This is a genomic window from Burkholderia sp. AU38729 (assembly GCF_020419725.1).
Taxonomy (GTDB): Bacteria; Pseudomonadota; Gammaproteobacteria; order Burkholderiales; family Burkholderiaceae; genus Burkholderia.
This window is the reverse complement of record NZ_JAIZQO010000012.1, coordinates 85,160-108,382: the sequence shown is the minus strand read 5'-3', so window position 1 is coordinate 108,382 and position 23,223 is coordinate 85,160. Positions and strand designations below refer to the sequence as shown.

At 68.3% G+C, this 23,223-nt stretch carries 16 protein-coding genes; 7 read left to right on the top strand and 9 right to left on the bottom strand.

Annotated features, from left to right (window positions below):
• Nucleotides 1-48: 48 nt before the first annotated feature.
• The gene (locus LGM56_RS29040; protein WP_226207455.1) at nt 49-1,164 is read left to right on the top strand and encodes a J domain-containing protein; all 1,116 of its coding nucleotides are present in this window, start codon (nt 49-51) and stop codon (nt 1,162-1,164) included.
• Nucleotides 1,165-1,440: 276 nt separating this feature from the next.
• A complete protein-coding gene (locus LGM56_RS29035; protein WP_226207454.1) occupies nt 1,441-1,764 on the top strand; it encodes a DUF4148 domain-containing protein in 324 nt (107 codons plus the stop codon).
• 106 nt (nt 1,765-1,870) lie between these two features.
• Here LGM56_RS29035 and LGM56_RS29030 read toward each other — a convergent pair whose 3' ends face one another.
• Nucleotides 1,871-3,247 (bottom strand): pectinacetylesterase family protein, encoded by a 1,377-nt coding sequence (locus LGM56_RS29030; protein ID WP_226207453.1) that lies wholly within the window; start codon nt 3,245-3,247, stop codon nt 1,871-1,873.
• A gap of 66 nt (nt 3,248-3,313) precedes the next feature.
• A complete protein-coding gene (gene plcR / locus LGM56_RS29025; RefSeq protein ID WP_226207452.1) occupies nt 3,314-4,033 on the bottom strand; it encodes a phospholipase C accessory protein PlcR in 720 nt (239 codons plus the stop codon).
• 430 nt (nt 4,034-4,463) lie between these two features.
• Here plcR and LGM56_RS29020 point away from each other — a divergent pair, with 430 nt between their 5' ends.
• The 5 genes from LGM56_RS29020 (at nt 4,464) to LGM56_RS29000 (ending at nt 10,859) form a co-directional block, all read left to right on the top strand.
• Entirely contained in the window at nt 4,464-5,690 is a 1,227-nt protein-coding gene (locus LGM56_RS29020) for an amino acid deaminase/aldolase (RefSeq protein WP_226207451.1), read from the top strand.
• Between the two features lie 92 nt (nt 5,691-5,782).
• Nucleotides 5,783-7,201: a D-arabinono-1,4-lactone oxidase gene (locus LGM56_RS29015; protein WP_226207450.1), complete on the top strand. Its 1,419-nt coding sequence runs from the start codon at nt 5,783-5,785 to the stop codon at nt 7,199-7,201.
• The gene (locus tag LGM56_RS29010; RefSeq protein WP_226207449.1) at nt 7,198-8,388 is read left to right on the top strand and encodes an MFS transporter; all 1,191 of its coding nucleotides are present in this window, start codon (nt 7,198-7,200) and stop codon (nt 8,386-8,388) included. The genes LGM56_RS29015 and LGM56_RS29010 overlap by 4 nt, the downstream gene beginning before the upstream one ends.
• 136 nt (nt 8,389-8,524) lie before the next feature.
• A complete protein-coding gene (locus LGM56_RS29005; protein ID WP_226207448.1) occupies nt 8,525-9,721 on the top strand; it encodes a porin in 1,197 nt (398 codons plus the stop codon).
• 100 nt (nt 9,722-9,821) lie between these two features.
• Nucleotides 9,822-10,859: an AraC family transcriptional regulator gene (locus LGM56_RS29000; RefSeq protein ID WP_226207447.1), complete on the top strand. Its 1,038-nt coding sequence runs from the start codon at nt 9,822-9,824 to the stop codon at nt 10,857-10,859.
• Here the strand turns inward: LGM56_RS29000 and LGM56_RS28995 are convergent.
• The 7 genes from LGM56_RS28995 to LGM56_RS28965 form a co-directional block, all read right to left on the bottom strand.
• Entirely contained in the window at nt 10,835-16,324 is a 5,490-nt protein-coding gene (locus tag LGM56_RS28995; RefSeq protein WP_226207446.1) for an AAA domain-containing protein, read from the bottom strand. The genes LGM56_RS29000 and LGM56_RS28995 overlap by 25 nt on opposite strands.
• Complete coding sequence (locus LGM56_RS28990; RefSeq protein ID WP_226207445.1) at nt 16,321-17,517, bottom strand: hydrolase; 1,197 nt, start codon at nt 17,515-17,517, stop codon at nt 16,321-16,323. Before LGM56_RS28990 ends, LGM56_RS28995 begins: the two co-directional genes overlap by 4 nt.
• Before the next feature lie 280 nt (nt 17,518-17,797).
• A complete protein-coding gene (locus tag LGM56_RS28985) occupies nt 17,798-18,157 on the bottom strand; it encodes a BON domain-containing protein (RefSeq protein WP_089497998.1) in 360 nt (119 codons plus the stop codon).
• Nucleotides 18,158-18,198: 41 nt separating this feature from the next.
• Nucleotides 18,199-19,257 (bottom strand): porin, encoded by a 1,059-nt coding sequence (locus tag LGM56_RS28980; RefSeq protein ID WP_226207444.1) that lies wholly within the window; start codon nt 19,255-19,257, stop codon nt 18,199-18,201.
• A 155-nt stretch (nt 19,258-19,412) separates the two neighbouring features.
• The gene (locus LGM56_RS28975) at nt 19,413-20,759 is read right to left on the bottom strand and encodes a PhoPQ-activated protein PqaA family protein (protein WP_226207443.1); all 1,347 of its coding nucleotides are present in this window, start codon (nt 20,757-20,759) and stop codon (nt 19,413-19,415) included.
• Complete coding sequence (locus LGM56_RS28970; protein ID WP_226207442.1) at nt 20,756-22,102, bottom strand: MFS transporter; 1,347 nt, start codon at nt 22,100-22,102, stop codon at nt 20,756-20,758. The genes LGM56_RS28975 and LGM56_RS28970 overlap by 4 nt, the downstream gene beginning before the upstream one ends.
• A complete protein-coding gene (locus LGM56_RS28965; RefSeq protein WP_226207441.1) occupies nt 22,099-23,211 on the bottom strand; it encodes a CaiB/BaiF CoA transferase family protein in 1,113 nt (370 codons plus the stop codon). Before LGM56_RS28965 ends, LGM56_RS28970 begins: the two co-directional genes overlap by 4 nt.
• Nucleotides 23,212-23,223 lie beyond the last annotated feature (12 nt).

Here is a 23,223-nt window from a genome sequence, read left to right as displayed (position 1 = left end):
AAAATACCGCGCTGCTGCGCGTCCTGCCGCAGCCGAAGGAGATTCATCATGACCGCACGTCGCGGAACAGCGGTCGCCATCGCGCCCGGCCACGAGGCAGCCAGCCTGTCGAACGCCCAGAAAGCATTCAATACGCTCGTCCAGCAGATCGAGAAGCGGCGCGAGCGGCTCGGCGCGTGGGAAGCGGCGATGCCGGCCTTCCAGAAGAAATTCGTCGACGAGCTGTTGCCGCTCGAACAGACGTCCACCGCGCTGCGGATCCGGCTGCTCAATCAGCTCGACGATGCGTATCTGCAGAAAGGCTTGAGCAAGGCCGAGCAGCACACCCTGTCCGGGATGATCGCCAGCATGGCGCGCGACTTGCTCGACTTCAGCGACGACGCGCAGTTGAAGGCCATCCACGCCCGGCACGACGCCGCCGATCACGGCAGCAACGCAGCAGCCGAGCCGGAACCGGAGCCGAAGTCGGAACCGACGCCCGGCGTGACGAAGGAAGACGATCTCGACGCGCTCTCGCCCGAAGCACTCATGGCGCGCATGCAGGCCGAACTGGACGCGCAGTTCGAGCGGGACATGGCCCAGCACGCGGCACGCGAGGCGCAGCGCGCCAAGCGCAAGAAAGCGCCCCGCCAATCGGCCGCGCTGGCGAAGCGCGAAGCCGAGCAGGCCGAAGCGAGCCGGTCGATCCGCGAGGTCTACCGGAAGCTGGCGAGCGCGCTGCACCCCGATCGCGAAACCGATCCCCAGGAACAGGAACGCAAGACCGTGCTGATGCAGCGGGTCAACCACGCTTACGCGAACGGCAAGCTCCTGCAACTGCTGGAGCTGCAACTGGAGATCGAGCAGATCGACCGGCACGCGATCAACGGCCTCGGCGAAGACCGGCTCGCGCGCTACAACGGCATCCTGGAAGATCAGCTGCGCGAGCTGGACCAGGAGATCCAGGACGTCGAGACCGGATTCCGGCGGACCTACGGGATCGCGCCGTCGGTCAAGGTCGCGCCCGATACCATCATGCGCATGCTCGCGCGCGACATCGCCGGCACGCAGCGCAGCATCCACGACCTGAACCTGACGCTGCGCGAGTTCGACGATCCGGCGAACGTCAAGGAATGGCTGAAGGACATGAAGCGCCAGCGGGCATTCCCGCGTTTCGACGACTAGCATTGCCGGGCAGGCATGCGTCTGCCCACCGGGCATCGCGTGCGTAGCCGGTCTGACGGAACGGCGGCGTGCCCCGCATCGATCGGCATTCCACGCGAATCAACCCACCCAAAGCCGGGCACCAAGGACGCCGTATTTCCCCCAACTGTCACGGATTCAGGAACACTGTTGGACAGGAATCGGCATTTATCCGGCCGATCCGGGTTCCTAAACTTGTCTCGTCGGTTCAGCCAGCCGCCATCGCGCCGAACCGCAACGAAACCGTCTGAGGAAACCGTGAAATCCATCATCGTCACCATCGCCACCGTCGCCGCAACCGCCACCGCCCTCCTCGCCGCACCGGCCGTGTCGTACGCGCAGTCGTCGCATTCGACGCTCACGCGTGCGCAGGTGCGCCAGGAATTGTTCGACCTCGAATCGGTCGGCTACGAGCCGATCGCCGCTGATGGCGACAACTATCCGGGTGACATCGTCGCCGCGCAGGAACGCCTGGCCGCCAAGCGGCTGGCCGAGCGCAAGAGCGCCGAAGCGGCCTACGGGTCGAACGGTGCGCCCGGCACGGATTCGGGCGCGCCGGCGGTTGCGGTGGTGAAGCCGTAACGTAACGCCGCTCCGCACGGCCACGCATCGACGCAGGCGAGCGGCCACGACACCCGGCCGCCGCACTGCGCCGCGCTCGCCCGCTCGGGCGAACCGCCGCTTCACGTCACGCCCGGTGCCCCGAGATCGGCCCCGCTTCGCCGGTCAGGTTGAAGATGCTGTCGATCCACGCCAGAAACGTCGAGAACGTGAAATCCGACCCCTGCTGCGTGCGGAACGCCTTCATCACCGGCGTATCGGCCGGGTCCTGCTGGTTCAGCAAGTTGTCGACGAAGGTGCCGATATCCGCGTCGATGCCGTGCTCGTGGATCCCCGACCCGGTGAAGCTGACCGCCGTCACCTGGTGGTTGGCGATGAAGTCGTTGCGCGCCCACGGCATGAAGTAGCCGAAGTTCGGCAACGGGTTCAGCGTCTGCTTCAACCCGTCCAGCTCCTGGTCGAACAGCGCGAGCGACAGTGAATCCTTCGTCGCGTCGTCGGGCGCCGCGATCACGGCCGGCACGAACGCGCGATAGTGATACGCGGCGATGATCTTGTCGCGCTGGTAGCTCGAGAAGCCGAAGCGGTCGTGCGGGAATGTCGCCGACAGCGCCGCATACGCGCTCCCCATGTTGCCCGGATCGAAATGGCGGGTCAGCCGGCTGTTCACGGTGATCATCCCGTCGGGGCCCGTCATCCCCCACTCGGTGCGCACGCGGTCGTACAGGCCGACCGATGGATGCGTGGCCGCGTCCGCGTCGAACGGCGTGTTGAACACGGTACCGGCGTCGTCGAGCAGCGAACTATGTGCCTGCGGCTGCAGCGTGTTGCGCAGCGTCGCGTAGTTCGCGAGCGTGCCGTAGCCGCCCGCGCTCATTCCGTACACGAGCAGCCGGTTCGGCTTGCCGAAGCCGTGCGACGTCAGCCACTGCGCGACGGCCTGGATGTTCTTCAGCCCGCTGTAGTGCTGCAATCGCCAGTCGCCGCTCGGCGACGTGTAGTTGCGCACCGCGCTGCCCATGTGGATATCTCCGGTGCAATAGGGCACGAAAACCTGTGTCCACTGCTGCGTCTCGACCTTCGGTTCGCCGACGAGAATATGCGCGAGATCCATCCGCGTGAGCAGCGGCGACAGGAACGACGACAACAGGCTCTGGTTCGCGGTGCCGTTCATGTAGTTGTGCGGGATGCCGTCGGGGTTGAAGCCGCCGAGGCCGGCCTCGGCGCCGGTCGACGTCTGCGTGCAGGTGCCGTAGTCCCAGCACGCGCCGCCCGGCTCCATCATGTACAGCAGGTTGTCCGACTGCGCGCGATTGATGTAGAAGCGCATCGGCGTGCCGTTGCCGCACGATGCACCGGTGCTCTCCGGCAACGTCACTTCGTACCACGAATAATACGGAATCGACGGATCCGGCATCGTCGTATCGGCGGCGTGACCGTTCAGTGCCGCGCAACCGAGCAACATGGCAACGGCCGCGCGCAGCAGGCTTCGTGCTGTGGACATCTCCCCTCCTTGTCGATGGACATGACGCGGCCGCCGGGCTTCACCTCGGCGTCGCGGATTCGGCGCTCAGTGCACACCGGGCGGTGAAGCGCCGTCGAACAGCTGGACCCGCAACGCCTGCAGGCGCTGCGCGATTGCGGCTTGTTGCTGATCGGGATCGGGAATGCTCGCCTGAACCTGCCGGACGACGTCGCGGCTCTGCTGTTCGTACGAGCGATAGCGCGGATCCTGCACCGGCGACGGGCCGACCGTCTGCTGCGCATAGGTGTCCCATTGCGCACGCATCGACCGGATCGCCGCGCCGCGCGTCGCGGGATCGGCTTCGGTATCGGTCAGCAGCGCCGCGCTCAGCGCCTCGGCCTGCACCGGCACGATCTCGTTGCGCGCGACATGGTCGGGGAGTGCGTCGAGAATCCGGCGCGCGAGCGCGGCGCGCTCGGCTTGCGGCATGCTGTTGCGGCGATCCCCATACGCGGCAACCTCGTCGCGAAAACGCGCGAACGCGACGATGCGCTTCACTTCGGCATCCGCGTCGGGGCGCCCCGCGAGGCTGCGGCGCAACGCGTCGACATCGAGCCGCCGTTCCTCGGGGCCGGGCATCGCGGCGCCAGTGCCGGTGCCGAACGTATCGGCTGTGCCTGGCTGCGCGCTCGTCGTCGTGGCCGTTGCGCCGGACGACGCGGCTTGCGCCGGCGTCGCCATTTCATATCGCCAGACTGCAACGACGACCACGCCGATCGCCGCGATCGCGCCCGTGTGCCGCCAGCGTGCCCTGTTCTTCTTCACGTCGCCTCCTCGTCACGTCATGCCGTTCTTCGCCGGTGCATCCGCGAGTAGGTTCTAGGTCGAATCCGGCAGGCAGTCAAAAGCGGCACTAGAACGCAGGCACTAAACCTGCTCGCGGCGGCCACGTCCCGCCAGACGTTTGAAACGCATTTCCTGATCGCTCGGCCAGGCGCGCCATGTCGTGCGTCACGCCCGTCCGGCGGCGGTTCGGGCCGATACGTACCGTGTGCGCCGGGACACCAAGCAAGCGGCGATCCAGCCGCTCGCAGCACGCGGGCCATGCATCGGCCTGGCCGATACGGATGGCCGGATAAGACCCGTCGAACGACCCGCTGAGCGCTTGGTCGTCATTTTGGCCGGCCCTATGCTGGTTTCCGACACGCGCCGAACGGTCGGCGCGACGCCCACCCCACCCAGCCGAGCCCGTTCCATGAGCCGTGCAGACCTTCCGCATCGCGCACCCGCCGCCGTCCACGACTATCCGACCTATCGCGACGCGCTCGCGGGCCGCCGGCTACCTGCCGCCTTCGTCGACCTCGACTGCCTCGACGCGAACCTCGCCGACCTGAAGCGCCGCGCACGCGGCCTGCCAGTCCGGCTCGCGACGAAGTCGGTGCGCTCGCGCGAATTGATCGGTGCGGTGCTCGCCGCCGACCCGTTCATGCAGGGGCTGCTGTGCTACTCGGCCGCGGAGGCCGCGTGGCTCGCGGACGGCGGGTTCGACGACATCGTCGTCGCGTATCCGACCGTCGAGTCCGACGACCTGCGCGCGGTGGCCGCGCAGCTCAGGCGCGGCCGCTCGATCACGCTGATGATCGACGCCGCCGCACAGGTCGACGCGATCGACCGCGTCGCCCACGACGAACGCGTGACGTTCCCGCTCGCGATCGATCTCGACATGTCGTCCGCGTATCCGGGCCTGTACTTCGGCATGTACCGCTCGCCGGTGCGCGACGCGGCCGGCGCACTCGCGCTCGCGAACCGCATCGGCGAGCGACAGCACGTGCGGCTGGACGGGCTGATGGGTTACGAAGGACAGATCGCCGGCGTGGCCGACACGGAGCCGGGCAGCGGCGCACGCAACGTGCTGGTGCGGCACCTGAAGCGCCGCTCGGCGCGCGAGATCAACGCGCGCCGCCAGGCGGCCGTGCAGGCGCTCGCGGCGGCAGGCCACACGTTGCGCTTCGTGAACGGCGGCGGCACCGGCAGTATCGAGAGCACGCTCGGCGACGCGTCGGTCACCGAGCTGGCGGCCGGCTCCGGCCTCTACGCGCCGGCGCTGTTCGATCACTACGCAGCGTTTCATGCGCAGCCGGCCGCCGGCTTCGCGCTGCCGGTCGTGCGGATTCCGCGGCCGGGCATCGTGACCTGTTCGGGCGGCGGCTATGTCGCATCGGGGCCGGCCGGCAAGAGCCGCCTGCCGCGGCCGTGGCTGCCGGCCGGCTGCACGCTGATCGACAACGAAGGCGCGGGCGAGGTGCAGACGCCCGTGCGCGTGCCGCGCGGCGTCGCACCGGCGATCGGCGATCCGATCCTGTTCCGCCACGCGAAGGCCGGCGAACTGTGCGAGCGCTTCAACACGCTGCTGCTGATTCGCGGCGGCCGCGTGGTCGGCGAGGCGCCCACCTATCGCGGCGAAGGCAAGAGCTTTTTCTAGCGGGCCGCGCGGCCCGTCGTTCAAACCGCTCAAACCGCTCAAACCGGTCAACCCGTTCAATCCATTCAAACGACAACCACGGAGACAATGCCATGTGGCGCAACTGGTCGGGATATGTCTGCAGTCCTGATGCAACCGTGTCGACGCCTGCGTCGCTCGCCGGGCTCGCGGCCGTGCTGCGCGACGCGGCGGCCGCCGGCGCCACCGTGCGCGCGGCCGGCGCCGGTCACTCGTTCTCGCCGCTCGTGCAGACCGACGACGTGATCCTGTCGCTCGACGCGATGCAGGGCGTGATCGACGTCGACCTCGACCGGCGCGTCGCGCGCGTGCAGGCCGGCACGCGGCTGTGGGCACTGGGCCCGGCGCTCGCCGCGCACGGCCTCGCGATGGAGAACCTCGGCGACATCAACGTGCAGTCGATCGCCGGCGCGACCAGCACCGGCACGCACGGCACCGGCATCACGCTCGGCAACCTGGCGACGCAGATCGACAGCCTGACCTTCATGTGCGCGGACGGCAGCGAGATCCGCGCGAGCGCCGACACGCATCCCGACCTGTTCGCCGGCGGCCGGATCGGGCTCGGCGCGCTCGGCGTGCTGACGGAGATCGGCCTGCGCCTCGTGCCCGCGTTCAAGCTGCGCCTCGAGCGCGGCGGGATGAATCTCGACGACTGCCTCGCGCAAGCGGACGCGCTGATCGCAACGCATCGCTCGTTCGAGTTCTACTGGTTCCCGCATACGGACACCGTGCTGACCAAGGCATGGGACATGACCGACGAGCCGGCCGACGCGGTGCACTGGGCGAGCCGTGCATCCGAGTCGTTCCTCGAGAACACGGTGTTCGGCGCGCTGTGCGGGCTCGGCCGGCACGTGCCGTCGCTGTGCCCGGCGCTGAGCCGGCTGTGCGCATCGACGGTGTCGGCCGGCCGGCACGTGGATGCGAGCTACGCGATGCTGTCGACGGTGCGCCGCGTGCGCTTCAACGAAATGGAGTGGTCGGTGCCGGCCGAACGCGGCGCCGATGCGCTGCGCGAGATCCGCGCGTTCATCGCGCGCCGCAGCTTCCCGCTGATGTTCCCGCTCGAATACCGCTGGGTGCGCGGCGACGACATCTGGCTGAGCCCCGACTACGGCCGCGACAGCGTACGCATCTCGGTGCACCAGTATCGCGGGATGCCGTTCGACGCGTACTTCTCGGGCGTGCAGGCGATCTGCCGCAATCACGGCGGGCGGCCGCACTGGGGCAAGGTGCATGCGATGAAGGCCGCCGAGCTGGCGGCGTGCTATCCGCAATGGGACGATTTCCTCGCATTGCGCGAACGGATGGACCCGCACGGCCGCTTCCTGACGCCGTACCTGCGCACGCTGTTCGGCCTGCCGCAACGCGCAAGTGCAAGTACAAACGCAGCCTCAGCCGTCCGCGCCATGCCGGCCCGCCGAGGGACACACCCGATGCAAGAAACGGCCGGCATCGCACATGATCGGCCGCGATCCAACCAGGAGGCCTCGTGAGCACCGCCACCCTGCATGCCGCCGCACAGTCGCGCCCCGATCCGTCGACCGGCGCCGTCGTTCGTCTCGCGTTCGCGTTCGCCGCCGCCACCAACGGCCTGATCCTGTCGCCGTTCCTCGTCGCGGCCGTGATGACGCGCTTCCGGCTCGACGAAGGCACCGCGACCGCGCTCGTCAGCGCCGAGATCCTCGGCATCGCGATCAGCTGCGCGCTGCTGTCGCACCGGATCGCGCGCGCCGCGCGGCCGTTCACGCTGGCCGGCCTCATCGGCACGCTCGCCGGGCAGGCGCTCAGCGCGGTCGCGCCCGGGATCGTGTCCGCGGCGCTCGCGCGCGGGATGACAGGGCTGTTCGAAGGGATGCTGTTCGTCGTCGTCGCGTCCGGCGTGTCGCAGCGCGCGTCGACCGACCGCCTGTGGGGGCAGATCAACCTGCTCGCGGGCATCATCAACGGCGGCATCCTCGTGCTGATCTCCGCGTTGCCGGCCGGCTGGCTCGAGCGCGGGGTGTTCGCGCTGCTGGCGGCCGTCGTCGCCGTGCTGGCGCCTGCGATCCGCGGCATCGACGCATTCGCGAGCGCCCCCGCGCAGACCCACGCGCGCGCCGGCACGCTGCCGTGGCGGCCGGTGATCGCGATCTGGATCGTGACGGCGCTCGTCTATGGCGTGCAGGCATCGCAATGGGCGATCGCCGGCTTCGTCGGCGAGCGTGCCGGGCTGTCGCCGACGACGATCGGCGTGCTGCTGTCGGTGTCGTCGCTGCTCGGCTTCGTCGGCGCGGCGATTCCGTCGCATCCGGCCAGCCACAAGCACCGCCTCGCGCTGATCTGGGCCGCGCAGCTCGCGATGATCGCGTCGATCGAATGGTTCTTCCGCGCGCGCGGCGGCAGCGCGTACTTCCTGAGCCAGTTCGTGCTGAACAGCGCATTCTTCGTGATCGTGCCGTTCCTCACCGGGATGCTGTCCGACGTCGACCCGGACGGCTCGCTGGTCGCACGCACGCTCGTCGTCACGTTCTTCGCGGCCGGCATCGGCACCGCGCTGTCGGGCGCGCTGCTCGGCCGCTTCGGCGGCGCACGCGTCGCCCACGTGCTGTGCGTGGCGGTGCTGGCCGCTGCCCCATTCGTGCGGCTTGCGCTGCGCCGCGCGGCGCCCGGCACGGTGGCGCGCGCGTCGCCGTCGCCGTGACCGCAGTGCGTCATGCCGTGGCCGCGACGCACCACGAGAATGGCCACCGCGGCCTTGGTCCGCGCAAATTTGGCTTTCTACAGTCGTTTCCGGCGGTACGCGCCGCCACCCCCTGCTCGATGCGGAGTCCAGAACAATGAATCGTCACGATAACGTTCGCGCCGCGTGCTGCGCGATGATGGTCCTGGCCAGTACCGGTGCGCACGCGCAAAGCAACGTGACGCTGTACGGCGTGATCGATGCGGGCATCCGCTACGAAACCCACGGCGTGTCCTACGGCGCCGACGGCGCGCCGGTGTCGACGGGCCGCAAGATCTCGATGGCCGACGGCGGCGGCCTGACGGAGAGCTACTGGGGCCTCAAGGGGCAGGAGGATCTCGGCGGCGGGCTGTCCGCGCAGTTCAACGTGGAAAGCCACTTCGGCCCGAACAGCGGCGCGATCGTGCCGGCCGGCGCGCCGAACTTCTTCGAGGTCGCGTACGTGGGGCTGACGTCGACGTCACTCGGCCAGCTCGCGCTCGGCCGCCAGTACAACGTGCCGTTCGAGATGGTGTCGCTGACCTACGGCTCGAACCTGTGGGCCGGCCCGCAGGATCCGTACTTCAACCTGTTCAAGCCCGAGCAGACGATGCTCGCGGGCTCGCGCACCAGTAACATGATCCAGTACGGCGCGCAGCTCGGAAGCCTGTACCTGCTCGCGCAGTACGCGCCGGGCGGCCATGCGGGCGGCGGCGTGCTGGGCGGCCAGGCCGGTGCGGCGATCGCGTATGCGCCGGACAAGGGGCCGTTCACGGTCGGCGCGTCGTTCATGCGCAGCTGGGACGACGTCACGCACGCGAAATTCGACATCTACGGCGGTGGCGGCTCGGTGACGCTCGGCAACGCGACCGTCAACGCCGGCTATATCGAGAACGCGCGCGACAACGACTTCACGTCGTTCGGGAACGGCCCGTTCAGCCCGACCGATCTCGCCGCGCTCGGCATCATCTCGCCGGCGCAGGTGGTCGATCCGTCGACGCCCGGCGGGTTCCGGCGCCGCAAGATGGCGCTCGCGGGGCTGACCTACCGGTTCACGCCGGCGTTCACGGCCGCCGTCAACGCGTGGTGGACCACGCAGTCGGGCTACACGCCGGACTTCGACGGCCGCGCGCGCCAGTTCCAGGTGATCGCCGGCTACAGCCTCTCGAAGCGCAGCATGCTCTATGCGGAAGTCGACTACGCGATCTATCGCGGCGGCCTGGTCGGCGCGCAGCTGGTCGGCATCAATGGGCAGTCGCCGAGCACGAGCACCACGCAGCTCGGCGCGACGGTCGGCCTGCGCCACTACTTCTGACGCGGAGCCGCTCGGGATGTGGGCAATCGCGGCCGGGGCGGCACCGGGTTTCCGGCCGGGCGGGACGAGTACAATCCATGGAAAAAAATACGGAGCATCCATGGACGAACCCGACCGTTATACGACGGCGAATCTGCCGGTCCATCTGTTGCGGTGCCTCGCGGAGACAAGCAAGGAACTGGGCATCGACCCCACGCGGCTGTGCCTCGGGCTCGGCTTCGACGTCGCGGACCTGTCGAATCCGTCGTGCCGGATTTCCTTGCGCCAGGCGAGCACGATGATCCGCCGCGCGCTCGAGATGGCGCCGGGGCGGGCGCTCGGCCTCGAACTCGGCACGAGCGAGACGATCGCGTCGATCGGCCTGGTCGGCTATGCGATGCTGACGAGCCCGACGCTGAAGGACGCGATCACGGTCGGGATGGACCTGCAGCGCCACACGGGGCCGCTGTTGCGCTTCGACGTGACGTCGGATGCACGCACGCTGTCGATCCGCGCGACCAACGTCTTCCTCGAACCCGACATCGAGGCGTTCCTCGTCGAGGAAGCGTTCGGCAGCTTCATGAAGATCGGGCGCTCGCTCGTCGGCCCCGCGTTCCAGCCGAAGGGCGTCGATCTCAGCTACCCGCCGCCGGCCTATGCGGAACAATATGCGCGCGTGTTCCCGTGCCCGGTGCGGTTCGAACAGGAGCAGAACCTGTTCTCGTGCGACGCGGCGCTCGGCAACCGCCCGATCGCGACCCACGATCCGCTCGCGCATCGCCAGGCGCTCGAATTCCTGCAGGACGCGCTGCCGCCCGAACCCGAAGGCACCGAATTTCTCGAATCGATCGAACGGATCATGCGGCGCGACCTGCGGCACGCGCCGTCGCTCGCGGCGATCGCCGCGCAGCTGTGCATGAGCGAGCGCACACTCCGGCGGCGGCTCGCCGATCAGGGCGTGTCGTATCAGACGGTGATCGACACGATCCGCCGCAAGCGCGCATTCACGCTGCTGAGCAACCCGCGGCTGTCGATCGAGGACGTCGCGCACGAAGTCGGGTTCAGCGACGCGCACAACTTCCGGCGCGCGTTCAAGCGGTGGACGGGGCATGGGCCGAGAGAGGGCATCGGCCGTCACGCGGCCGGATCTTCGACATAGCCCTTGCGCAGCTTCTCCGCCACCAGCTTGTCCATCTCGCGTCGCGCCCGTTCGACAGTTGCGAATTGCTTCAGGTTGGCTTGCCCGTTCGTCCCGATACGGCCGTAGGTCACGTTCAGCTCGGTGCCTCGCACGCTGGCGCGCCAGAACTTGCTGGAGGTGCCTTGCTCGAACCGCAGCGATCGCACCCATTCCGTCGTCACGCCGGCCTCCGCCACGGTCGCCTGCTCCGCAGCCGTCGAGCCATGTGCCGACGTCTGAACGGATGACATCGGCAATTCGATTTCCTGGTCGAGCGCACGATCTTCGCCATCCGCGAGCATCGCCTCGATGCGTGCCAGCACCGCGGCCGAGTCATCCAGCCAGTCTTTCCCGGGGATGTCGAGCACGCGCCAGCCGAAGCCGCGCAGAATGCCGGGCCGGAATACGTAGCGTTCCGCCGTATCGGCCACGGCATTGGCCGGGTTGTCGAGCAGGATGGCCAGCGCATAGTCCTGCTTCGACGCACCGACGATCGCCAGGTCGCAGCGGAATTGCGAACGGCCGACATCGACGTCGACCCGATGGCCGCGCGCGCGCAACGCTTCGGCCAGTGCGTCACGAATGGCGTCGGACGACGTCCGTCGCGTGAAGGCATCGCGCGCACCTTGATTCAGCGCACCGAGCACGGCCTGCGCACGGTCGAACTGGCCTGTGGCGCTGGCCTGCGCAAATTGCAGAAACGCGCGCAGGGCGGCCGCGCCGTCGTTGTGCACGTTGGTAATCGCGTCGGCCTGGATGGTCGAGACGACGGCCATCCGGTGCCTTGCGCGGCTGAAGATGACGTTGAGCCGCTTCTCGCCGCCGCGCTGGTTGATCGGCCCGAAATTCATCAGCATCTTGCCGTCGGGACCCGGCGCGTAGCAGATACTGAGGATGATCACGTCGCGCTCGTCGCCCTGGACGTTTTCCAGGTTCTTGACGAACAGGCCGTTGAACTGGTCGTCGTCCTCGCGCACGTATTCGCGCTCCAGTCGCGCGGCGAAATCGGCGTCCTCGGCCGCCAGCGCCTCCAGCGCGGTTTCGATCGCGCGCTGCTGTGCCTCGGAAAACGCGACGATCCCGAGGCTCAGGCCCGTCTCCCGGCGCAGCATCTCCCGCACGACCGACGCAATGTAACGTGCTTCGGGTGCGTTGCTGCGCTCGACGTACACGCCGTCGTCGAGCCGGTGGAAACTGATCGGCCGCGCGAGCAGCGCATCGGTACCCGCCATGCCTGCGTCGTCCTGGCTCGATCGCACCGGCTTCACTTCGTCGTCGGCTCGCTCGAGCATTCGATCGGGGATCGTCACGAGACGACCGTCGTAGAACGCCGCATTGGAAAAACTGATCAACGCTTCGTGCCGGCTGCGGTAGTGCCACGCCAGAAGCGTCGCGGGCAGATTGCGCGCCGCCTGATTCAACAGGCTGTCGGAGTCGAGATTGATGGCGATGCGCTCGCCTTCCTCCTCGATCACGATCTCATCCTCGCCCCCCGTGCCCGCAGCCGTGAAAAAGCTCGTGGGCGGCAACTGCATCTCGTCGCCGACCACCACGACCTGCCGGGCACGGCTGAGCGCGGGCACGGATTCCTCGGTGGGAATCTGGCTGGCCTCGTCGAAGATCACCACGTCGAACAGATCGGGCGACAGCGGCAACGTATCCGATACGGATAGCGGACTCATCAGCCAGACCGGTTTCAGATCATTGACGACCATGCCCGTTTCGTCGTCGGCGAGATCGCGGATCGAGCGGTGTCGCATGCTCTTGCCGAATTCGTGTTCGAGCTCGCGCCGGCCGGTCGCGTAGCGCTTCTTGAAGGTCTTGCCGTCGGCATCGAGTTGCGTGGCCGACAGCGAAGACTGGCGCACGTGCTCGGCAAACTGCCGATGCAACGTCGCGCTCACCACCTGGGCGTTCACGGCCAGCAGTTCGTGCTGGATCCGGGCGGCAGCGCGCGCAGCCTGGGCCAGCGCCGCGCCGCCGAATCGCGCGAGCACCGGATTCTCGCGCTCCAGCCTGCGCAACGCCTCGTCGGCAATCAGTGCCTCCATCTCCCCGGGCGCGAGATCGATGGACTGAAGCGTCGCCGCATACGCGGGAGCGGCCGCATGCACGGCGCGCAGCAGCGGCAGCAAGTCAGGCAGGTCGTCCAGCCCCTCCCGAAGGTCGCGTAGCGCTTCGGCAATGTCGGCCAACGACACGTCGTCGTCCATGACCAGGTTTTCGCGGACGCGGCGCGCCAGCTTGTCGAGCGCCTCGCGTGCACCGGCATCGAGACGCGCCGCGGCAAGCGGATCGACGGCCTGACGCAGATGCGCGATCCGGTCGCGCAAATCGCCGTCCGAATCCAGGCGGGTTTCCAGTTCGGCCAGCGCGTGCAGGAACGCACCCATCTCGCTCACGCCGTAGCGCTTGCGGCATTCGACATCGGCTGCGTCGAGCGCGGCCGCCGCCGCCTGCTCGGCGGCAAGCTGCTCCAGTACCTTGATGTAACCGGGATGCACCGCATGCTGCCCGAAATCGTAGCGACGCCGGAGCTCGCCGCGCAACCGCCACCATGCCGGCTGCAGCCAACGCATCGCCGACGTCTCGAACCGGCGCGCGAGCGCCAGCGCGGACGCGGTATCGCCCGGCGACAGCTTGTCTCGCCAGTGCACGGTGGCGGCGCGCGCGGCAGTCAGCGCTGCCGCGTGCGCGGACAGCGCGTCGCGAACTTCCCGCAATGCCGCCTGCGCGGACGAGGCCGGCTCGAGCACGTCGAGATGCGCGGCGAGACCCGTATCGATCAGCCACTGGCTGTCGGCGGCGATCGCGCATGCACGCGGCAGTGCCGTGTCATGCCCGATCGACGCCACCGCGTGGTCGAGCACCGGATCGAGCAGGTCGAACAGCGCCTCGGCGTCCCGGCACAGCTGCTCGGCCCGTCCGAATGCGCGTTCGTCGGCCAGCAGCGCCGCCGACAGCCGCGCGAAGGGTTGCGAAGCCAGACTGTTGGCGCCGAACCGCTCGCGCATCGCACGATGTACACGCTGGGTCAGCTCTCCGTGCTGATCCCAGACCGCAAGCGCCGGCAGGCGCTCCCGCAACGCGAACCCCACGTCCGGCGCAACCGGCAGCGCAGCCAGCCGGCGCAGCAAGGTACGTACGCTGGCGCCCAACGCGTCGGGCGTCTCCGCCATCACGGCTTCAAACGCATCGATGCGTTGCTGCTGCACGTCGAGCGCATCGATCAGTGTCGCGCGCCGTGCGTGCAGCGCTTCGCTGTCGTGCGATTGGGCGATCCAGCGCTCGTAGCAGGTCTTCAGATCGGCGATGAACGCCTTCTTGTCGGTCTGCGAGTCATGGATCAGGCAACACAGCGCGTCCAGCCCGCTCTGCTTGAGCCGGTGGAACACCACGTCCAGCGCCGCGCGCTTTTCACATACGAACAGCACACGCTTGCCGCGCCCCGCGTAATCCGCGATGAGGTTGGTGATGGTCTGCGACTTGCCGGTGCCGGGCGGGCCTTGAATGATGAAGCTGCGCTGGCCGCGGGCCAGGCTCACCGACGCATTCTGGGTTGCATCGGACGCCACCACGTTCCACTGCTCGCCTGCCGGCAGCGGGGTGGCAGCGGACGTTTCCACCTCGCGCGGCTCGATCGAGAACACGCGGTCGAACGCCGGATTCGCGCTGGTCTCCTCGAGCAGTTGCGCGTAGTCGCGTACCAGCGACATCTTCCTGTAGTTGAAGTTGGCCAGCGTTACCTGCGTCAGGTCGAGATCCCACGCGTAGCGATGCCCCTCCGACTCCTGCAGCACGTAACCCTGCCGCTCGTCGACGGCCTCGCCCGCCGCGTCGGCCATCTGCGGTCGACGCAGGCTGGCGCCCGGCGCGGCGCCGGCCTCGAAACGCTGCGGCAGTTCGCTCGGCCGCACCCATTCCTCGAACAGCGCACGGCCGAGCGGGCGGTAGTCGTCCTGCGCGTAGCTGAACGACGGCAGCCGGCTGCTGCGCGCATCGCCGGCCCGCGCGGCGGGCTTGCGTCGCCGGTATTGCTGCATGCGCTGCAGCGCCTTCTGGCGCACCATGCGAATCGACGCCCTGTCGACGAGCCGAAGCTCGACCGACGGCTCGGAACGCCGGATCTGCGCCAGGATGTCCGCATGAATCTCGGCCAGCGTGATCTTGCCCAGATCGACCGTTTCGGGCAGCCGGATGTCGTAGAGCTGGCTCAGGTGGTGCCGCAACACCGGATTGAATTCGGCGTCACCGCCGGTGCACTGGATCACGTACTGATCGCGCACGCCCTTGCGCTTGACGAGTTCGACCGGCAACCAGAGCAGCGGCGACACGATGCGCTCGTCGGGAGTCTCCTTCAGGTTGTGCCAGCGCAGGAACGCGACCACGAGACGCAGGTTGCTGAAGCCGAACTCGGCACGTTCGCGGCGCGTATCGGCGATCAGCCGGTCGAGCGACGCCGGCAGGTAGGGCTGATCGTCGAACCGCAGCCATTGCTGCAACGGCACGGCCTTGCCGGCCACGAGGTCGGCCGCGAACGGCCCACCCCACGTGCAGATGTGCTCCGGACGCACGCTTTCGATCTGCAGCATCAGCGGCACGCTGGCAACGGTCAGGTTGACGGTCGCCGCGGTCGGACGGAAATGCAGCAGCCGGTTGCGACGCGACAGATCGAACAGCCGGTCACGCAGGTGCGTCAGCACGGCGCCACGGCGCGATGCCGCGCCCGTCGCCCCCGCCAGCGCACGCTCGACGTCCAGGCCGAGCGGCTGCTCGCGCCAGGTGCGCAGCCGCATCGCCAGGGCCGCCACGTCAGTCGCACGGTCATGGCGGTTCACCTCCGTCATCTCGACGATCACCGCCGCAACGATCGGATGCAGCCGCTCGTGCAGCACGAACAGATTGCGCCGATGCGCAACGAACGCTTGCAGGTCGCTCCCGGTTTCGAAGTTCAGCCCGCATGCGAGGCTTGCCAGTACCATCCCCAGCGCGAACACGTCGGTGATCTCGTCGTGATGACCGATCGATCGTTCCCAGCTCGCGTAGCCGGGCAAAAAGACCGGACGCTCGATCGGCGCCGCCGCATCGAGCTGCAGCGCGAGATCGGTCTGGCTGTGCTGGCCGTCGGGCGTGGAGTCCAGCCGCAGCGCGCCGACGATGTTCAGGCCCGATGCCGGATGCGGCTGCACGCGATGCACGGCGCCGACATCCATCTGCGGCATGTCGCCTTCGGGGCGTCGCAGCGCCAGCCGACCCGCTTCGTCGATCACGATGCTGTCGGCATCGAGCGCCGCCACCTTATCCCGCGCATGCAGTTCGGCAACCTGCCCGAACAGCGGCAGCACCAGGACCAGCACATCATCGGTCGGCAAGGCCGCGCCGGCCTGCGCGGCAATCAGCGTGCGCAGCGTGCGCGGCGCACCGTCGGCGATCCTGTCGGTCATGCGTCCTTCTCCTCGGCCAGTTGCCGCTTGTAGCGTTCGAGTTCGCGCTTGCCGAGGCCCGCGTCGCGCCGAAGGTTGAGTTGCAATGCATCCAGGCTGCCGAGCGCCCGGGCAACCTGCCCGGCACGCAGCAACGCAACGTCCCGCTGATCGGGGTCCGCCAGCGCAAGATCCATCATCAGCGCATTCAGGTAGCCGCGCACGCTGTCGTCGGCGCCCACCGCCTCGAACGCGTCCGGGCCGGCAACGAGTTCGTCGTCACGCCAATCCGGAAACAGCATGCGAACCTGGGCCAGCACGGCATCGCTCGCCAGCGACGCGCCGTCGAGATAGTGCGCAACGAACCCGCGCGTCAGTGCCTGCAGACGCGCCTGGCCTGGCAAATCGAGCCGCTCCAGCGAAAGCGGACCGTGCAGACGCGCGTCGATCCAGTCGTCGAGGCTGGCCTCGCCGTCCCACCACAAGGCAAGCGCACGTGCACGGATGAAGGTCTCGGGATGGCTCAACGCGGCACTGGCGCCGGATTCGTTCGATTCGACTTCGGCGGCCTGGCGCAAATATGCGGCGGCATCGACCGTACTGATGCCCGTCTGCACCTTCACGAGTGTCGAAACGGCCGGTGCGACCGCGCCGGCCGCCATTGCGCCCCCGCGATCGGCGAAGAGTTCGGTGTGCAACGCGTAACGCCGGAACGTCTCGCGGTGACTGTCGGCTCCGCCGGGTGCGGCCACCGCGTCGTTGAGGATCCGGTCTGCCGTCAGGAACCTCCCACCGTCGAGCGACCACAGCAGATAGTGCGCGAGCTCGTGCCCGAGGATCGCCAGCAGCTCGAGAGACGACAGGCGCTCGAGCACGGCCCCCTGCAACAGGATGTGAATCTCGCCCGGTACGAAAACGAGCGACGCATTCATCTGGGTACCCGGCGATTGGTAGAGCGTGGCCGGCACACCGACGATCCCCAGTCGCTCCATCGCCAGCGCCAGCGCGGCATGGACATCGCCGTGGGCGTCCGCATCGATCCGGTAGGTTTCACGCAGCAACGACGCTCGCAGCGATTCGAGCTGTTCTGCATGGGTCGTGCGCTCGCCGGTCCAGCGCCAGACGTCCGGCTCGTGCCGGTACAAATAGTCCGCCACGGCTTCGTGGTAGGCGAGAGGCGCCAGTGCGCCTCGATTCGGGGCGTGAGAGTCCATGCGAGGCACTCCGTTCGGGAAGTGCTGATTCTACCGATGGAATGCGTCGCCGCAACTGTCGATGACGAGCCGTCGCACCCGCACGCGCGAAACCGGACGCGCGTCGAATCGATTCGATGACGATCGCCACGCGCAATGCGAGGCTGAACGTGGCGAAGGTGTTGGCGCGGACACTCGGCGGTACGCCATCCCGGTAGCGGCACACGCACGCCTCGGCCGGCATACCTGCCGGATGCGGGGGCCACGTCCGATCGTTCTGCATCGGGGCAGCCCGCACCGATCACGGCATCTGCTCACCCAGGCGAAGCTGGTTCGTCACCTGCGTCACCCCGTCGACTTGCCGGGCCGCCTCCACGGCCATCGCGGCCTGCTGGCCGTCGCTCACGCCACCGCGCAGCGTCACGACGCCGCTCCGGACACGCACCACGATGCGCGTCGCATTCAGCCCGCGCGTGCGAGCGAGTGCGGCGCTGACACGACGCGCCAGGCGCCGGTCGCCGGCTCGGCTCGCCTTGTCCGCCGATACCCCGCTGGCAACGGTTGTCGATGCCGGATCCGATGCCGCTCGCGCGGCACCGGCGACGGCCACGATGCCGAGCGCCACGACGATCGCGCCCCATCCACGTTGCAATGCTTTCATTGAGTCTCCCTTCACATACGAAAAATGACGGCGACCGACGCTCAGAACTTCGTCATCAGGCCAATCGATGCCCCCGTCATCCCGCTGCCGCCCGACCGCAAGCCGATGGCCGCGATATTGGTCGGATCGGTGCGGTACGCACCGGAGAAGCCGTTTCGATCGAACTCCGCATAGATCTCGGTGCGCTTCGACAGGAAGTATTCGACGACCGCATACGTCGTAAGCTTGTGCCCGTCCGCATCGCGCCGATTGCCGAGATTGCTGCCGATGTCGTCGTACATGCCGGCCGTGAACTGCAGGAACGGCGTGGCCTGATAGACGACACCCAGCGCGGGAATCTTGTCGCGGCGATGCGGCCGGTTCGCGTTCGCGCTCGACACGTCGAGGGCCGAGTAGCTCGCATAGAGCCGGCCGGCACCGATCTGCCAGGTCCCGCCCGCCATCCAGGTCTGCGCGTACTGTGTCGCGTCGGCGCTGTACGTCTTCGCGTAGGACGCGCCGCCGAGCACCGTCTGGTATTGGTACATCGCCGCAGCGGAAAAATTGGTTCCCGCACGCGTATTGCCGGCGACGCCGCCGGGCGAATAGCTCGCCGCAACGCGCAGGCCGCCCAGTTCACCGATGTACTTGATCGTGTTGTTGAAGCGGGAATCGAGCGTGAACGGATTGCCGCTCCACAGCACGCCGGGCTCGATGGCAAGCGACTGGCCGCGCCCGCCCGCCGGATCCACGACGATCCCGAAGTCGGTCGCCGCGTTGAACTGGCGCCCGAACGTCAGGCGCCCGAAGCCGCCCGTCACGCCCACGTACGCCGCCTGCGAAAACAGCGTGCCGGACGTCTTCAGTGCGCCGGTGCCGCTGCTGAACGAGCCATCGAGCACGAACAGCGCCTTGAACCCGCCGCCCAGGTCCTCCCTTCCCCGGATGCCGAAATCGTTGCCCGCGATCAGGTTGTTGTTGTACCCCACGGCGCTCCCGCCTTGCATGCCGTTGGTCCATCGAATCCCGCCGCCGATCTGCCCGTAGAGGGTCACGCTCGACTGCGCCATGCCGATGCCCGGCAATGCGCCGAGCAATGCCACCCATGCGAATGTCCTCATCCGTCTCCTCCTGCCAGTGCCTGGCTTTATGCGTTCGTCACCGCTTCACTTCATCATTCGCATACCGAAATGATTCACCGACAGCCACCGCGGGTTGCTACCGGTTACTGCCGGGAACGGCGTTCCGCGCGTTCGCCGATCCCCGTCTTCCTGGATTACTCGGCGAGCTGCCCGACGTTCTGCACGAGCGAGCTGACGTATCCCGGCCCGCCCGTGCCGGCGTGCTCGACCTCGACATACCATGCGAGGTTGTAGTCCGCCCGCAGGTTCAGCGCGGCGTGCCACTCGCCGTCGCGCGCCGCCATCGGCGTCGATTGCCACGTGGCGCTGCGCCAGTCCTGCGACACCGGATGAAACGCGTGGAACAGCCTGACACCCGACACCTGCTCCGGCTCGACGCGCGCGGCCACGTCCAGCCTGTCACCGGCAATCTCATGCCGGATCACCGGCGTGCCGGGAACGCGACGGCCGGCGAAGGTGCGGGCGAGCCACATCCGCCACGCCGCCAGATGCTTCGTGGAGACCCACGAATGACGCGCGTTGTCGATGGCAAGATAGGCCTTGTCGCCCGCCATGTCGGTCATCATGCTGTTGGGCGCGCCGAGCGCGAAGAACTCGTCGTTCGTGCCGAGCGCGACGAGGTACGCAGCCTTGATCCGGTCACGCCACAGATACGGATCGAAATGCATCAGCATCTGAAAGCCGACCGGATTGTTGAGTGCACGCAGCATCGTCTCCGCCCCCTGGAAGCCAGGCCCGGCACGTGACTCCGACGGCCCGGCGACGTGCGGCCCGAACTCGGCGAACTTGGTCGCAAGGTGATACAGGTTGTTTCCGCCGTGGTAGCCGCACACCATCACGCCCGCCACCCGGTCCAGGTCCGCGCCCGACGCAATGGCCACGCCGACCCCGCGTTTCGAATGGCCGAGCAGGACGGCCCGCTTCGTCCCGATGCCCGCGAGCGAATGCAGCAGCGTGATGGCGCGCAGATACGCCTTGGCGATCGGGTAGTACCCGTTCCAGGTCAGGTCACCGGTCTCCAGCATCTTCTTCAGCGCATAGCCGGTGAAATCCGATTCATCGAGTCCGAACGGGCAATCGGCCGGGTTCGCGAAGATCATGACCGGCATCCCGAAGTCGAGCGCGGTGCCTTCCGCGTATTCGCCCTCGGTATCGAGCGTCGAGCCGGGAATGACGCGCCGCGCCCATTCCCCGGGCTCGAAGGCCTGGCGTTCCGTGCCGATGATGCCGGCCGCGCCGTCGCCGTCGTAACCGTCGGGCACGTAGATGCGGGCGGGATGCCGCCAGACGAGCCCATGCCATTGCTGGCTGGTGAAGGTCAGCTCGATGACGCGAACCCGGCGCCCGGCACGATGCCGGCTCTCGCGCACGTCATCCGAGGCGATCTCGGGCTGCAGCGTCGACTCGTCGAGCAATTCGGCTTGGTCGAAGAAGGGGGCCGGCCCCAGCACCGGCTTCGGGTCCGTGAAGGTCTGATTCATGAGCGTAGTTCCTGATTGATGAGTGCCGCTTCGACGGCCTTGGGACGGATGACGCAGGCGAACAGCAGCACCACGGCAACGAGCGCGAGCGCGACGAGATAGAGCGCCGGGTCGAGGCTGCCTGCCCGCACGCGAATCGCGCCGAACAACGCGGAACTCACGCCGGATGCCGCGCCCATGCTCGAGATCAGCGCGACGCCGGCGGCCGCGGCGTCGCGCGGCAACAGGCGCGTCGCGATCGCCCAGAGCACCGGGTAGGCGGACGCGATGCCGCAGGTCGCGACGATGGCGCCGGCCATGACGCCGGGCAGCGCACCGTGCGAGACGGCCATCGTGCACAGTCCGGCAATGCCCGCGCCGACCGCGACGATGAAATGCACGTGACGCTCGCGGCGCCGGTCCGAACGACGGCCGTACCAGACCATCGCGATCGTGCCGGTCAGGTTCGGGATCACGACAACCAGGCCGACGTGCTGCAGGTTCGTGACGCCGGTCGCCTCGATGATGGACGGCAGCCAGAAAATCAGCAGGTTGGTCGCGCACCCGAGCGAGAACGTCGTGAAGCCCAGCAGATAGACGCACGGCTCCCGCAGCGCGGCGCGCAACGGATGACGGGCGGCATGCCGGCCCTCGGGCGCGCCGAGCGCCTGCTGCACGATGCGGCGCTCGTCAGGCGACAGCCAGCGGGCCTGTTCGGGGCCTTCGGGCAACACCCGGTATGCGATCACGCCGAGCACGACGCTTGGCACGCCCTCCAGCAGCATCAGCCATTGCCAGCCGCCGAGGCCCGCCACGCCACCCATCGAGTTCAATACCCAGCCCGATACCGGCCCGGTCACGAGCCCGGCCGCGGCGGCGGCGGTCATGAACAGCGCAATGACCTTCGCGCGGCGCTCGGCTGGAAACCAGAACGTGAGATACACCACGACGCCGGGGAAGAATCCCGCCTCGAACGCGCCGAGCAGGAAGCGCAGCGTGTAGAACTGGGCAGGCGTCCTGACGAACATCGTCGCGACCGCGACCACGCCCCACAGCACCATGATCCGCAGCAGGGTGCGACGTACGCCGACCCGCCGCAGCATCAGGTTGCTCGGCAGCTCGAACATCAGGATGCCGACGAAGAACGCCGAAGCCGCGACGCCGTATACCGCGTCGGTGAATCCGAGCGCCCCCTGCATCTGCAGCTTCGCGAGGCCGATATTGTTGCGATTGACGAACGCGGCCAGGTAACACAGGAACAACAGCGGCACGAGACGCCTCGTGATGCGCGCGTACACCCGGTCCGCCTCACTGCGCGCGGCCATGCCGCCGCCGTCCGTCGAGCATTCCGTTCCGGTGCTCATGCCGATGCCCCTCCGTCAGGACGCGACGCGTGCACGCGGTAGCCCAGGCCCGGCGACAGCACGCTGCAGTCGCCGTCGGACAACATGACGGATTCGAGCGCGTCGTGGTTCATCGCGTCGTCGACGAACTCGACGATCGTGCGCACCTTCGCGCAGGCAACGCCGACGCCGGCGCACGCTTCCTCGAGATCGGCCGCGCGCCATTCCCGGATCGCGGTGGCCAGTGCGGTGCGCAACGCCGCCGGGTCGTTGGCGCGCAGGAACGCGGACGGCCCGCCGGCATCGAGCGGCGGATCGAAATAGCGGGGATCGCGTGCGATGTCGGCGCGCCCGAGTATGCCGAGCGCGGCAGCCAGTTGCCGGGGCGTGTTGGCGCCGAGCGCGACCCAGCCGTCCCGGGTGGCGAACAGATCCGCCGCCGGACTGCCCGAGTAGCCCTGGTTGCCGACCCGTGGCGGCGCCACGCGGCCCGTGAGCGCCTGGCAGGCGAACGGATACATCAACTGCAACGCGGCGCCGGTCATCGACACGTCGAGATAGCGCCCGAGACCGGTTGTATCCCGCTCGCGCAGTGCGGCCAGGATCGCCATCGCGGCAACGAGCCCCGTCCCGGCATCGACCACCGGAAAGCCCGTCTTGACCGGCGGCTCGCCTTCGCGGCCGGCCATCAGCGTCATGCCCGTCGCAGCCTGGACGACGTGGTCGTAGGCGGGCCGGTCCCGCCATGCGCCGGCGTTGCCCCAGCCGCTGATCGCGCAATACACGAGCCCGGGATTCAGCGCGCGCAGCGGGCCATCGCCCAGACCGAAGCGGTCGAGCACGCCCGGTCTCAGGCTGTCGACCAGCACGTCGGCTTCGCGTGCGAGTTCGAGCGCCTGGTCGCGGTCGCCTGCGTCGCTGAGGTCCAGTTCGATGGAGCGCTTGCCGGCGTTCAGCGCAACGAAGCCCATCCGGCCATTGCCGCGGCGCATCACGTCGCCGCCGTTGCGGTTCTCGACCTTGACGACCTCGGCGCCCAGTTGTGCCAGATGGAACGTCGCCAGCGGGCCCGCGATGACGTGCGTGAAATCCAGCACGCGAATCCCGGTGAGTGGTTTGAATGCCGTCATGTCCGCCCTCCC